The following is a 13,297-nucleotide window of genomic DNA, read 5'->3' on the forward strand; positions in this document are numbered from 1 at the left end:
CCTCTATCGGGCGATCACCGCCGGTGGCCAGACCCTGGACTTTTACCTCTCTTCGAAGCAGAACGTGGCCGCAGCGGAACGTTTCCTGGCCAAGGCCGTCAGATCAAGACAACAATCAAGATGACTTATTGACACCATCGAAAACAAAAGTACGAAAGCCGAAAGCGGGAGTTAGGATGTAAATCCCCACACTTGCAATCCTCGAACGCGGGTTAAGCGACAAAATGTGTGTCCGGAATCGTTGATTTTCATGCTCTGAACTCCGCGTTTGCGGAAAATATATGCTCCAAAAGCATATATTGGCCCTCTCTTGCGAAAATCCCCGGTGTGGCTGCCATGGTGTGCTACGGAGCGGTGGTTCGGTTGCCCAATGCCAAAGAACCGACCACGCTGCCATTGTGGCGGCGATATGAAACGAAACGGCACCACCAGCAACGGGACGACCCGGTGGCGGTGCAAAATCTGCGGTGCTTCACTGACCAAGCAGCGCAGCGATATCACCAACGCAGCCCTATTTCGTGCGTTCATCCAGCACCTGACCGCCGGGACCAGTCTTGCGGCGATCGCCGGCAACATGAGCTGCTCGACACGTACGCTGCAGCGCAAATTCGATGCCTTTTGGCTGGTTGACGTGCCTGACCCGACCATCGGCCATACAGGCAGGGTCTACGACCAGATCTTCATCGACGGCACCTACACCGCAGGTGGCTGTCTGATCGTGGCGGCAACGCTCGACCACGTCATCGCCTGGCACTGGTGCAAACAAGAAACCACACACGACTACAAGCGCCTGCTCGAGCGCATCGAAGCACCGTTGATCGCTGTGATCGACGGTGGCCGAGGAGCCACAAGCGCAATTAAAACGTGCTGGCCAAACACCAAAATCCAACGCTGCCTCGTGCACGCCCAACGCAGAGTACGCCGCTACACCACCTCACGACCACGCACTGATGCTGGCCGCACCATCTACCGACTCGCGCTGAAACTCACCCGCATCACCACCCTGGACGAGGCTGCACAATGGGGTGCACAACTGCAAGAGTTTCACACGCTCTACAAGGATTGGCTCAACGAAAAGACACAGGTCAAAGACCCGAAAACAGCAAAAGACACACTCGTGTGGACCCATGTCAACGTGCGCAAGGCCTACAACAGTCTCAACCACCTGTGGCGCAATGACCTGCTGTTTGTCTACCTCAAGCCCCCGAAAGGTGTGCTCGAGCCGCACCGGATCAAATCCACCACCAACAGTCTTGAAGGCGGCATCAACGCCCAGCTGAAGCTCCTTGCAAGAACTCATCGCGGCAGACGCGGTGAGCACCAACGCAAAATGCTGGATTGGTGGCTGTATCTGAAAACGGAACTGCCTGGCGATCCAATAGAAATCGCCAGACAGTCCAACTGGGGCCAGAACCAACTCGCCAAAGTTACAACCCTGACCCGAAACGAGAACCAAGCCGACTATGAAACAGGACAACCAGCCCTCTACGACAACGGTATCGATACCGAGTACACACACTCAATCGGCATCCAAAAAGGCCACATCTAACCCCGCGACACGCCGATAGCAGACACACATTTTGTCGCTTAACCCTCGAACGCTAAAGTTCAGAAAAGTAAAGAAACCGGAGGTGACGAACCCTTTCGAGTTTGTGACCTCCGGTGTAGCAGTTTGTTGAACTGCTCAGCGTGCCCGGGGCGGGACTTGAACCCGCACGTCCTATAAGGACACTGGCACCTGAAGCCAGCGCGTCTGCCAATTCCGCCACCCGGGCTGGGTACCTAAATGTCTTGGCGACCAACTAACATTAGCATGCAGCAGCATATTGATAACAAATCCGCTGGCAAAGCCAAACTTTTCTGGGGAAAAGCCCCGGATAAACCTGGGAACTTTGGCCTGTACGGCTACGTTTAGAAGGGGTAGGCACCTTATAATTAGCGCTGCTATAGAAAAGGAGGACAGCACGTGGCATTACTTGAAAGGCTCGCGAAGCTGGATTCCGCCATGCAGCGAGGCTTAGACAACGGCATGGCCTTTGTCTTCGGAGGCAAGGTCGTCCCTGCTGAGATTGAAGAGCTCCTCAAGCAAGAAGCGCAGGACAATCTCGCACGCGGAGACGATGCGAATCTCTACAGCCCCAACGTTATGACCGTAGGCGTGTCCTCCAAGGATTTGGAGAACCTCTCTCAAAACAGAGATCTTCCTGCGGATTTCGCCGAGCAACTCACCCGCTTTGTCAGGAACCACGGCTGGGCCTTCGCCGGCCCGGTCATCGTGCGCATCGCGGAGGAATCGGGATTGCGTACAGGACAGCTCCGCGTGTCCTCGTTCATCGATCACGAGCCCACTGAGGAAACCGGATTTGACGCAATCTTCCACGAAGACGATGGTCAGGAGGACCATATGACTAACCCCAATAATGCAGATGAGGCCGCAACCACCGCTTTTTTGGCACAGAACCAGCAGCCGGAGCAGCCGCAGCCACATGGCCCAGCTGTCAACCTCATGCTGCAGGACGGTTCCTCCCGCGTGTACCACGTGCAGGAAGGTTCCAACATCATCGGCCGCAGCAACGACGCCGACCTTCGCTTGCCAGACACCGGCGTGTCCCGTCAGCATGCTGAAATTACCTGGAACGGCCAAGACGCCATCCTGGTAGACCTACAGTCCACCAACGGCACCACCGTGAACGAAACCCCAATCGATAACTGGCTCCTGGCAGACGGTGACGTCATCACCATGGGCCATTCCCACATCGAGGTTCGTATCACCGGTACACAGCCAAACAAAAACTACTAATACAAGCTCGAGAGAAAGGAGGTCACCATGGATTCGGTCGTTTTGTTAGCTCTGCGCATCGGCCTGCTCGCACTGTTGTGGCTTTTCATCCTGGTGGCCTTGAATGCGATGCGCCGAGACGCCAACAAGGCTGCCGGCGTGTATCAGCCCTCAGCGCAAACTAAGTCTTCCCCGCGGCGCCGCGAAGTTCCTAAGCAGATCAACATCGTGGATGGTCCGCTACGCGGCTCCCACATGCAGTTGGGCACCCTCGAGGAATGCACTATGGGCCGCGCCCAAGACTGTGACTTTGTCACAGGTGATGACTTTTCTTCCGGTCATCACGCCCGGCTTTTCCGCCGCGGCAGCGAATGGTTTATTGAAGACCTTGAATCCCGCAACGGCACCTTCGTCGGTGGCGTTCGCATTGACCAGCCGGAACGAGTTGGCGTTGGCAGCGACATCAAACTTGGCCGCACGACCGTGAGGTTGATGGCATGACATTGAGCCTAAAATTCACCGCGATTACTGACCGCGGCCTAGTACGCCAAAACAATGAGGACAGCGCGCACGCCGGTCCCCATCTTTTGCTTTTGGCTGACGGCATGGGAGGCCACGCCGCAGGCGAGGTCGCATCCAAGCTCATGGTCGAGCACTTGGAACACCTCGAGCAAGACCCCGAGGACAACGACATGCTCGCCCTCCTGGGCGCCGCAGCTGAGGATGCAAACGCGTCCATCGCAGCGCACGTCGAGCAGCACCCAGAGACCGAGGGCATGGGCACCACGCTGACCGCGATGATGTTCAACGGTTCCGAGTTTGGTGTCTGCCACGTCGGTGACTCCCGTGGTTACCGCCTGCGCGCGGGCAAGTTGACGCAGATCACCAAGGACGACACCTATGTGCAGTCCCTGGTGGATGAGGGTCGCCTCGACCCAGCTGACGTCTCTTCACACCCGCAGAAGTCGCTCATCCTCAAGGCCTATACCGGCCGCCCGGTGGAACCCACCTTGTTCATGCTGGACGCCAAGGTCGGAGACCGCCTGCTGCTGTGCTCCGACGGCTTGTCCGATCCCGTCACAGCCTCCACCATTGAGTTGGCGCTGGGCCAGGGCACGCTTGACGACGCCGCGGTAACCCTCCGCGATCTCGCCCTGCGCTCCGGCGGTCCGGACAACGTGACTATCGTCCTGGCGGAAGTGGTTGAGGGCAAGGGTGACAGCTCGCCTGTCACCGTCGGCGCGATCGCCGGCGTTGTCCCAGAACCTACTCACCCCGACTCCGCTGCGAGTCGGGCGGCGGCGCTGACGCGCCCGCGGGAGGCGTCGCCAAGCATTGCTGCGTCCCGGCAGGCCGCAGAAGAAGATGAAGAGTCCGAGGAGCCTCACAGTCCCAAGAAAAAGGTGGGCTGGAAGATCATCGGCGCACTCGTGGCTGTGCTTGTGCTCGTCATCGGCAGCGGATTCTGGACCAAGAACGAGATTTCGAACAACTTCTACGTAGCCATCGGCGAAGAGAAAGTGATAACGATCCACCAAGGCGTGGACTTCTCCATCTTCGGCCGCTCGCTGCAACACCAGTACCAAAATGCGTGCATCGATAAGGCAAATACTTTGCGTCTGGGCTCCGCGCCCTGCGAGGGAGACTTCTCCGCGTTCAAGGTGAGCGACCTTCCAGATTCCGAGCGCGCTGCGGTTGGAAACCTGCCCTCCGGTACCTATGCGGAGGTTCAGACCCAACTGTCGACCTTGTCCTCCAAGGCACTCAAGCCTTGCATCACCGCGCCCAGCGGAAAAACGGACAAGAAGTTAGAAAACAAAGCCGCGAAACCAGGAGTTACTTGCCGGGAGGTGAGTTAAGTGAAGAAGGTTTTTTCCCGTGGCACGGAGCTCGGGCTGCTGATCCTGGCAACCCTCGTCTTTGCCATCACCCTCGTAAGCCTGGAGCTTTCCCAGGGCAACATCCTCACCGTGGATGTCCTCTACCTCATCGGTGGATTCATCGGCGTGTTCACTGTCGCGCATTTAGCGCTGTGTTTCTTGGCGCCGCACTCCGATCAGCTGATGCTGCCTATAGTCTCGCTGCTCAACGGCACGGGCCTAATTATGCTGGCGCGCTTGGACCTCGCCAATGATGGTAACCTGGCAACCCGCCAGGTGATGTGGACCATCGTCGGTCTCATTCTGTTCGTCCTGGTGCTGGTGGTTTTGCGAGATCACCGTTCGCTGACTCGCTATTCCTACATCCTGGGTGCAGCTGGCCTGGTCCTTCTGGCACTGCCGCTGGTATGGCCGCAGCCCCCAGGAGTTGAGGCCCGTATCTGGCTGTGGCTTGGACCTTTCTCCATCCAGCCGGGTGAGTTCTCCAAGATCATGCTGATCTTGTTCTTCGCCATGCTGCTGACCCAGAAGCGTTCGCTGTTCACGGTAGCCGGCTACAAGTTCTTGGGGCTTTCCCTGCCGCGTCTACGCGACCTCGCACCGATTCTGGTGATTTGGGGCATCGCGATCGTCATCATGGGCATCTCCAATGACTTTGGCCCAGCGCTGCTGCTGTTCTCCACGGTCTTAGGCATGCTATTTATGGCCACGGGCCGTGTCAGCTGGCTGCTCATTGGCTTGCTCCTCGTGGGTGTTGGCGGCTTCGGCATTTACCAGATCTCGTCGAAGATTCAGCTGCGCTTTTCCAACTTCCTGGACCCGCTCGGCAACTATGACAACGGCGGATACCAGTTATCCCAGGCATTGTTCGGCATGTCCTCGGGCGGCATCTCTGGCACCGGCTTGGGCCAGGGCCACCCAGAGATCGTGCCGGTCGCGCACTCCGACTTCATCCTCGCCGGAATCGGTGAGGAGTTCGGCCTCATAGGCTTGGCAGCCGTGCTCATCATGTTCGCCATGCTGATCTCCCGCGGCTTCAACACCGCACTGAAGTCCCGCGATTCCTACGGCAAGCTCGTGGCATCCGGCCTGTCCTTGACGCTGGCCGTGCAGGTCTTCGTGGTCACTGGCGGCATTTCTGCAATGCTGCCGATGACCGGCCTGACCACCCCATTCATGTCCGCCGGCGGTTCCTCGCTGATGGCCAACTACATGCTCCTGGCAATCCTGCTGCGGATCTCTAATGCAGCTCGCCGCCCGGCGCGTGAGACCACCAGCAACGCGCCGAGCGACACATCCATGTTCCCCGCTGTACAGGAGGCAACCCGATGAATAAGTCGATCCGCCTCGTCTCTCTCTTCGCCGTCCTTCTGACCGCAGTTCTGTTGATCAACCTCACTGTGGTGCAGGCATTTTCAGACGACAAGTACGCGCATAACCCGAGAAACATGCGTGGCTACTACGCCATGCAGTCCACCCCACGCGGCCAGATTTTCGCAGGGGACACCGTCTTGGCTAAGTCCACTGCGGACTCCGAGGGCAATTACTCGCGTTCCTACCCCACTGACTCCCCGGCCTTTTCCAACATCACAGGCTACTTATCGACGCAGTTTGGTGCTTCCCAGCTGGAGGCTTCCCAGAATGACATCCTCAACGGCACTGACGATTCGCTGCTTGCCCAGAACTGGCTCGACACCATCTCCGGCAAGGAAAAGGTAGGCGCCAACGTCGAGGTAACCATCGATCCTGCCCTTCAGCAGGCTGCTTATGACCAGCTCACCGGCCCTGGCTACAATGGCGCCGCGGTGGCGATCCAGCCTTCCACCGGCAAGATCCTGGCCATGGCTTCCTCACCGAGCTACAACACAAATGACCTGCTGGGTGACAACGCCGACGACACCTGGACCGCACTGCAGGAGCAGGCGGGAGCGCCGCTTCTCAACCACGCCACGCAGGACACCTTGCCACCGGGCTCGATTTTCAAGATCATCACCACCGCGGCCGGCCTCAACAACGGTTTCAACCCCAGCTCCTCGCTGACGGGTGCTAAGTCCATCGTGCTGCCGGATTCCGTGACGGAGCTGACCAACTACGGAAACGAGGTGTGTGGCGGCTCCCAGTCCGTTACCTTGCAGACTGCCTTCGCCCTTTCCTGCAACACCGCCTTTGTGGAGATGTCTGAATCCATCGGCGCTGAAGAGTTGCGCAAGTACGCCGAGGCTTTCGGCGTGGGCGAAAAATATGATCTCGGGGTCAACAGTGCTGCCGGTAATTTGGGCGAGCTCGCCGACGGCGCGCAGGTTGCCCAGTCCGTCATCGGTCAGCGAGACGTGACCATGTCTGCACTGCAGGCGGCCATTATGGCTGGCACCATTGCCAACAAGGGCAAGCGCATGGAGCCCTACCTCATCAACCGCATCACTGATGCGCAGATGAATGAGATCCGCGCGACCAAACCTCGCCAAGCCAAGCAAGCGGTAACGGAGGATGTTGCGAACACGATCAAAGAAATGATGTACAGCTCGGAGCACTCGACCTTCGGCTACGATGGCAACTCCTTTGCTTCCAAGACCGGCACCGCAGAGCACGGCGAAGGCCTGCCTCCACACGTGTGGTACGTCGCGTTCGATCCGGACCGCGACATTGCCGTCGCCGTCGTGGTCAAAGACGGTGGCAATCTCGGCGAGTCTGCCACCGGCGGCCAGGTTTCTTCCCCTATCGGACGCGCCATCCTGCGCGCATATGGAGGACAGTAAAAGTGAGCAACTCAGATAATAAAGAGCATCTCCAGCATCTCATCGGCGACGACTACCAGCTGCAGTGGATTATCGGCCACGGCGGCATGTCTACTGTGTGGCTCGCTGACGACGTCCATGGCGACCGCGAGGTTGCCCTCAAGGTTCTGCGGCCAGAGTTCTCGGACAACAATGAGTTCTTGAGCCGTTTCCAGAACGAGGCCAAGTCAGCCGAGTCCATCTCCTCTGAGAACGTCGTGGCCACCTATGACTACCGTGAGCTAGAGGACAACGGCCGCACGTTCTGCTTCATGGCTTTGGAATACGTGCGCGGTGAGTCTTTGGCGGATCTCCTGGCGCGCGAGGGCGCTTTGCCTGAGTCCCTAGCGCTCGACGTCATGGAGCAGGCAGCACACGGACTTTCTGTCATTCACCGAATGGGCCTGGTGCACCGCGACATCAAGCCCGGCAATCTCATGATCACCCAAAATGGACAGGTCAAGATCACCGACTTCGGCATCGCAAAAGCCGCAGCCGCTGTTCCGCTGACCCGCACGGGCATGGTGGTGGGCACCGCACAATACGTCTCCCCGGAGCAGGCGCAGGGCCTCGACGTGACGCCGGCTTCCGACGTCTACTCCCTCGGCGTTGTCGGTTATGAAATGCTGGCCGGCAAGCGCCCGTTTAGCGGCGACTCCTCGGTCTCCGTGGCGCTTGCCCACATCAGCCAGGCGCCGGAGGCGCTCTCGACGTCGATTAGCGCACCTGCTCGTGAGCTCATCGGAATTTCGCTCCGTAAGGATCCCACCACCCGTTTTGCCGATGGCAACGAGTTCACCAACGCCATCTCCGCGGTGCGTGACGGCCAGCGTCCTCCGCAGCCCAAGTCTGCTGCGCTCGCGCCGCTCGCTGCTGAGCCTTCCCCGTCCGCATCGACGGAAATGCTGGCCAGCGTGGCCAACCCGAAGACCGCTACTCCTGAGTACGCGCCGGTCAAGGACACCCCACGCCCGGCGGCCAACCACCAGCAAAAAAGCAAGGAGAGCTCCGGCTTTGGCGTCGGTCTACTCATCGCTGCGGCCATTGCGGCGCTCGTGGCACTGGGATTTTTCGCCGCCAACTTCTTCAAAGGCACTGGAGAATCGGAAGAGACATCCCGCACCCCCGAGTCCATCGTGGTGACGGAATACCGTGGCCCTGTCACCACTGAAGTCATCACGCCCGAAGAATCCACGGAGGATACTCCGGAAGAAGTGACAGTAACAACCACGCACTCGGTGGAGCCGAAAACCTCACAGCAACAGACTCCGACGCCCGTACAGCCAGTTGAACCTTCCACCGAACAGGAAATTCCCGCCACAGAAGAGCAGGAGACGCAGGTCAATGAACAGACAACTGCTAATTCCGAAGTAAACTCGCAGCCTGAAAACCCCTTTGAGAAACTACTACCCCAGGATGGTGCCTAGAACATGGGCAATGACCGCTATCACCTCCGCCACGTCATCGGATCTGGCGGCATGTCTGAGGTCTACGAGGCTGAAGACACAGTTCTGGGACGCACGGTTGCTGTAAAAATGCTGCGCCCTGAGATGGCGCGCGACGTCAACTTTCGTGAGCGCTTCCGCCGCGAGGCGCAAAACTCCAGCAGACTCAATCACCCGAACATCGTGTCGGTGTTTGACACCGGTGAGAAGGACGTCAACGGCCTGACCATCCCTTATATCGTGATGGAGCTGGTCAACGGACGTACTCTGCGCGATATCGTGCGCGAAGATGGTCCGCTCCCTTCGCAGGAAGCTGCACAGATTTTGGCGCCTGTCGCCGACGCATTGCAGGCCTCCCACGAGGCGGGAATCATCCACCGCGATATCAAGCCGGCAAACATCATGCTGACTGGCACCGGCCAGGTAAAGGTGATGGACTTCGGCATCGCCCGCGCTCTGGATGACTCCACCTCAGCCATGACGCAGACCTCTGCCGTCATCGGCACTGCCCAGTATCTTTCCCCGGAACAGGCCCGTGGCAAACCTGCCGATGCCCGCTCCGACGTTTATGCCTTGGGCTGTGTCATGTACGAGGCGGTCACCGGCCGCACTCCCTTCGAAGGCGAGACACCATTCGCGGTGGCCTACCAGCACGTCCAAGAGGACCCAGTTCCACCGACCCAGTACGTGGACGTGCAGCATCTAACCGATACGCAACGTCTCAACATCGATGCCGTCATCTTGACCGCTATGGCCAAGCACCCAGCGGATCGCTACCAGTCTGCGTGGGAGATGGGCGAGGATCTAAGGCGGATGGGCAATGGCCAGCTCACCGAAGCTGCCCGCGGGCACGTCACTGTAGAAGAGCACCCCACGGCCATGGTCGCGCCGGTCGCGGATGCGTCGGTTGGCCAGCACCGCGCGCCGGTGAAATCCACGCGCCCTTCTGAGGATGACGAGGGCGGCAACGGGTTGAAATGGCTCGCTTTGTTCCTAGCGGGTCTTTTGGTTGCCATCATGGGCTATTTTGCCTGGGACTTCTGGCAGTCCTCCCGCGAGGAAAGCCGCATCGAACAACAGCAACGCGAAGACGCTGCGGCGCGCGCCAACATGGTCGTGGTGCCGAAGGTGGAAAAGCGTCCGCGCAATGAGGTTGTGGCAGAACTTGAGAAGATGGGCCTTTTGGTCACTGTCAATGAAGAGGCTAATCCCGACATTGACCGCAACAAGGTCATTCGCATCAATCCGGCTCCGGGCTCTGAGTTGCAAAAAGGCTCTTCTGTGACGCTGACCGTTTCCTCGGGCGACGAGATCACTGAGGTCCCGGATCTCTCCGGAATGACGTTGGAAGAGGCAGGCAAGGCGCTTTCCGACGCCGGTCTTTCCCTCAACGACAAGATCGAGGAGACCAACGACGACGCGCCGGCTGGTGAGATCGTCTCGCAGAACCCAGCCGGCGGCTCGCAGCTTTCCAAGGGCTCAAAGGTTAAGGTCACCGTGTCTAAGGGCAAGGAAGAAGCTCAGGTTCCAGACGTCACCGGCATGCCACAAGCACGCGCTGTCAGCATGCTGGAATCCGTTGGCTTCAAGGTCAACGTGAACGTCGTTGACTCGCAGGAGCCGGAAGACCGGGTGGTGTCGGTGAGCAACCAAGGCAGGAAACTGGCGAAGGGTGAGACCGTCACGATTGAGGTCTCCAATGGCATGCTGATTACGGCACCGGACCTGTTGCACAAGACGCCTTCTGAGGCTGAATCCGCGCTGCGCTCTGCCGGCTGGCAGGGTAGCGTGCGCACCGGCCCCGTTGTTCCTACCGGTGCGCTGGTGGATAACGGCCGCGTCGGCTGGGCCTCCGTTAACTCGGGCGACCTCATCCGCAAGAATGCAACCGTGGAGCTCCGCGTTTGGGAGTTCAACGCCTCGGCGCTGCTCCCACGCTAGTAGCAGACGAATTTCGCCTGCTAAAGTAACCGTTAAAAAGAATGCCTAAAGAAAAGTTGAAGGTTTAGCAATGCCAAAGTCAAAGATCACCCAGAGCTCGGGCGTTCCGCAGTCCTCTAGCTCTGCGGCCAACCGCACTCCGGTCAAGATCAATTCCGAGGGCACGCCGAAGTGGTACATCGCCATCATGCTGGGCCTGATGGTCATCGGCCTGCTATGGCTCGTGGTTAACTACCTGGCTGGCGAGTCCATCCCGTTCATGCAGGAGCTCGGCGCCTGGAACTACGGCATCGGTTTCGGCCTAGCCATCATCGGCCTCCTGATGACCATGGGCTGGCGCTAGACTTCATCCCCAGACCGTGAACTCTACGAGGTTCTATCGTTTCGCTGGCGTCGGCTGCATCATCGTGGTGATGCTGACCGTGGCCACCGATCCGCAATTCCTCTCCCCTGGCGCGCTATTGCTAGCGGCCCTCGGCGTGGCTCTTACCCCGCTCGGTATGAACCACCCGCTGTGGGCGGCTGCGGCATATAGCGTGCTTTTTGCTATTTGTGGATGGCATCCCGAATGGCGCTCCCTTTTGCTTCTAGCATGGAGTGCAGTGATCGTAGGACTTATTTCCTACCGACGCCCGTGGACTCACGCCGTTATCCCCGGGCTCGTATTGGTCCTACTCTCAATTGTCGATCCAACCCAAGGCGTGCTGGCTTCGCTGGATCTCTTTAGCTTCTTGTTAGTGGCTGCCTTCAATGTCGCGGGAATCATCGTTGGTGTCTCGCTAAAGAAGGCACGTCAGCGCCAGCAAGCGGCTGAACAGCGTAGCCAGGAATACCGGCACGCGCTGATGACCACCTTGCATGATTCAGTGGCCACCACATTAACCTCGGTGGTCATGCGCTCGGAGACTCTCGGACTCATGGGCACCGACCCAAAACTAAAAGAAAACTCCGCAGCTATCGCCGACGACGCACGCAAGGCCATGGGTGAAGTCCGCGATCTACTCCGCCTGATGAAGAACGAAGACGAACCTCTGCTCAAGAAAGCACGTTCAACCGCTGCTGAAGAGCTCGAAGAGATGCAGTCCTTCCTGCACAGCCATGGGTTTGATTGCACCGTGGAAGGCAGACTCGGAAAACTAGCGCGAACCATGGCGCTGCCCAATGACCTGCATTTGGTCTTTTCAGAGCTCTGTGCAAACCTCATCAAATACACCGCTGCAGACTCACAAATTGCCATCGTGTTCAAACGCAACCACCGCGGCATCGATTTCCAAATTCGCTCTGTCATCGCCAAAGCACAGGCCGATCAACACATAACCACCGGATTGGGCATTTCCGAAATTCAAAAACGTGTCGCAGCAGCCAACGGCACTTTTAGCAGCGGACCTAAAAACGGAATGTGGATTAGCACGCTATACATCCCGCTTTCAAGTATGGTGCGCAGATAAAATTACCTTGTAGTAGGCTAAGGCCCATCGTCTTTATTTCCCGTCCCAATAGGAGTATCTACATGCGTTTTCGTTTCGTTGCAGCCGCAGCCGGTGCGGTCCTTTGCTTGACGAGCACCCCATTTGCTAGCGCTGCTTCTTCTTTCGGTTCTTCCAGCTCCGCTGAGTCTGCCACTCAAACTGAAACCACCAACGAGACCGCCTACACCGGTGGCTTCACCTACTACACCTCCATGGCGGAAGACGCTGCCAACCTCTTCCGCTGCTCCACCAGCCCGCAGCGTTGGTGGTGCGCAAAGTACCGCAAGTAAACCTCGATGTCCATTCGAGTCTTCCTCGTTGATGATGACCCGCTGGTCCGCTCATCGCTACGACTTTATTTCGAAACCACCGATGACATCTCGGTGGTAGCTGAGGCAGCCAATGGCGCAGAATGCCTCTCAATGCTGGAACAAGTTGATGTTGACATCGTCCTGGCAGATATACACATGCCCACGATGGACGGCATCACCTTGCTGCGCCGCATCAAGCAGTACCCCTCCCCGCCTGTGTTCTTGGCAGTGACATCCTTTGATTCGGATGACACCATGCTCAAGATCCTGCAAGAGGGCGGTGCTGGTTACATTCTGAAAAATCAGCGACCCCAATCCATCATCGATGCTGTCCGGGAGGCAATCCACGGCGGAACCGTTGTAGCGCCAGTAGCGATGCATCGCCTGGTGGGATACATCGGCGATGCTCCTCGTAAAGACCCAGTCGCCGCTGCCATCGAATCGCATTCGCTGAGCAACGGCGAGATCAACGTGCTGAAGCTGCTGCTACAGGGCAATTCGAATTCCGAGATCGCAGCAGCGCTGAAGATCTCAGAATCCTCGGTGAAAAAGCACGTCTCCAGCCTCATCGTCACCTTTAACGCAAGCACCCGCCTAAATCTCGTCACCAAGATTTTAGGCGGGGCAGGTAGCTAGGCACTGAGGCTAGAACACGGCTTAATACGGCTCTTCCGGTTTTAGAGTGCATTGATTCTGTG

Annotated in this window: 12 protein-coding genes, 1 tRNA gene and 1 pseudogene; 13 read left to right on the forward strand and 1 reads right to left on the reverse strand. The window is 58.3% G+C overall.

Features of this window, described 5'->3' with window-relative positions; translation table 11 throughout:
* Both HMPREF3148_RS14060 and HMPREF3148_RS09050 read left to right on the forward strand, forming a co-directional pair.
* Positions 1-106: pseudogene (locus tag HMPREF3148_RS14060) on the forward strand (DDE-type integrase/transposase/recombinase); the annotation flags it as partial.
* 264 nt (positions 107-370) lie between these two features.
* Positions 371-1,549, forward strand: a complete 1,179-nt coding sequence (locus HMPREF3148_RS09050) for an IS256-like element ISCre1 family transposase (RefSeq protein WP_013887464.1) — start codon at positions 371-373, stop codon at positions 1,547-1,549.
* 141 nt (positions 1,550-1,690) lie between these two features.
* Here the strand turns inward: HMPREF3148_RS09050 and HMPREF3148_RS09055 are convergent.
* A tRNA-Leu gene (locus tag HMPREF3148_RS09055) sits at positions 1,691-1,775 on the reverse strand.
* A gap of 191 nt (positions 1,776-1,966) precedes the next feature.
* On the opposite strand from HMPREF3148_RS09055, the gene HMPREF3148_RS09060 reads away from it, so the two are divergent.
* From HMPREF3148_RS09060 to HMPREF3148_RS09110, 11 genes are all read left to right on the forward strand, one after another.
* Positions 1,967-2,800 carry a DUF3662 and FHA domain-containing protein gene (locus HMPREF3148_RS09060; RefSeq protein WP_046646656.1) on the forward strand — a complete coding sequence of 278 codons (834 nt, stop codon included), beginning with the start codon at positions 1,967-1,969 and terminating at the stop codon, positions 2,798-2,800.
* Between the two features lie 27 nt (positions 2,801-2,827).
* Positions 2,828-3,280 (forward strand): FHA domain-containing protein FhaB/FipA, encoded by a 453-nt coding sequence (locus HMPREF3148_RS09065; RefSeq protein ID WP_005530622.1) that lies wholly within the window; start codon positions 2,828-2,830, stop codon positions 3,278-3,280.
* Positions 3,277-4,638 carry a PP2C family protein-serine/threonine phosphatase gene (locus HMPREF3148_RS09070; protein ID WP_049151997.1) on the forward strand — a complete coding sequence of 454 codons (1,362 nt, stop codon included), beginning with the start codon at positions 3,277-3,279 and terminating at the stop codon, positions 4,636-4,638. The genes HMPREF3148_RS09065 and HMPREF3148_RS09070 overlap by 4 nt, the downstream gene beginning before the upstream one ends.
* Positions 4,639-5,991, forward strand: coding sequence for an FtsW/RodA/SpoVE family cell cycle protein (locus HMPREF3148_RS09075; RefSeq protein WP_049151998.1), 1,353 nt, complete (start codon positions 4,639-4,641; stop codon positions 5,989-5,991). It begins immediately after the preceding gene.
* The gene (locus HMPREF3148_RS09080; RefSeq protein ID WP_049062938.1) at positions 5,988-7,415 is read left to right on the forward strand and encodes a penicillin-binding transpeptidase domain-containing protein; all 1,428 of its coding nucleotides are present in this window, start codon (positions 5,988-5,990) and stop codon (positions 7,413-7,415) included. The genes HMPREF3148_RS09075 and HMPREF3148_RS09080 overlap by 4 nt, the downstream gene beginning before the upstream one ends.
* Positions 7,416-7,417: 2 nt before the next feature.
* Positions 7,418-8,860, forward strand: a complete 1,443-nt coding sequence (locus HMPREF3148_RS09085) for a serine/threonine-protein kinase (protein WP_049062936.1) — start codon at positions 7,418-7,420, stop codon at positions 8,858-8,860.
* Positions 8,861-8,863: 3 nt separating this feature from the next.
* A complete protein-coding gene (gene pknB, locus HMPREF3148_RS09090) occupies positions 8,864-10,819 on the forward strand; it encodes a Stk1 family PASTA domain-containing Ser/Thr kinase (RefSeq protein ID WP_070509030.1) in 1,956 nt (651 codons plus the stop codon).
* Between the two features lie 70 nt (positions 10,820-10,889).
* Positions 10,890-11,162 carry a cell division protein CrgA gene (gene crgA, locus HMPREF3148_RS09095; RefSeq protein WP_005530630.1) on the forward strand — a complete coding sequence of 91 codons (273 nt, stop codon included), beginning with the start codon at positions 10,890-10,892 and terminating at the stop codon, positions 11,160-11,162.
* A 16-nt stretch (positions 11,163-11,178) separates the two neighbouring features.
* Entirely contained in the window at positions 11,179-12,267 is a 1,089-nt protein-coding gene (locus HMPREF3148_RS09100; RefSeq protein WP_049159950.1) for a sensor histidine kinase, read from the forward strand.
* Between the two features lie 62 nt (positions 12,268-12,329).
* The gene (locus HMPREF3148_RS09105; protein WP_070509032.1) at positions 12,330-12,578 is read left to right on the forward strand and encodes a hypothetical protein; all 249 of its coding nucleotides are present in this window, start codon (positions 12,330-12,332) and stop codon (positions 12,576-12,578) included.
* Positions 12,579-12,584: 6 nt separating this feature from the next.
* Positions 12,585-13,235 (forward strand): response regulator, encoded by a 651-nt coding sequence (locus HMPREF3148_RS09110; protein WP_049062931.1) that lies wholly within the window; start codon positions 12,585-12,587, stop codon positions 13,233-13,235.
* The last annotated feature ends 62 nt before the right edge of the window (positions 13,236-13,297 follow it).

It is taken from the genome of Corynebacterium sp. HMSC05D08 (assembly GCF_001807215.1).
Classification (GTDB): Bacteria; Actinomycetota; Actinomycetes; order Mycobacteriales; family Mycobacteriaceae; genus Corynebacterium; species Corynebacterium striatum.

Bases quoted from the DNA above. Each gene is read 5' to 3' on its own strand.
- HMPREF3148_RS09110 (WP_049062931.1), top strand. From the start codon at position 12,585: ATGTCCATTCGAGTCTTCCTCGTTGATGATGACCCGCTGGTCCGCTCA.
- pknB (WP_070509030.1), top strand. From the start codon at position 8,864: ATGGGCAATGACCGCTATCACCTCCGCCACGTCATCGGATCTGGCGGC.
- HMPREF3148_RS09070 (WP_049151997.1), top strand. From the start codon at position 3,277: ATGACATTGAGCCTAAAATTCACCGCGATTACTGACCGCGGCCTAGTA.
- HMPREF3148_RS09105 (WP_070509032.1), top strand. From the start codon at position 12,330: ATGCGTTTTCGTTTCGTTGCAGCCGCAGCCGGTGCGGTCCTTTGCTTG.
- crgA (WP_005530630.1), top strand. From the start codon at position 10,890: ATGCCAAAGTCAAAGATCACCCAGAGCTCGGGCGTTCCGCAGTCCTCT.
- HMPREF3148_RS09050 (WP_013887464.1), top strand. From the start codon at position 371: ATGCCAAAGAACCGACCACGCTGCCATTGTGGCGGCGATATGAAACGA.
- HMPREF3148_RS09065 (WP_005530622.1), top strand. From the start codon at position 2,828: ATGGATTCGGTCGTTTTGTTAGCTCTGCGCATCGGCCTGCTCGCACTG.
- HMPREF3148_RS09080 (WP_049062938.1), top strand. From the start codon at position 5,988: ATGAATAAGTCGATCCGCCTCGTCTCTCTCTTCGCCGTCCTTCTGACC.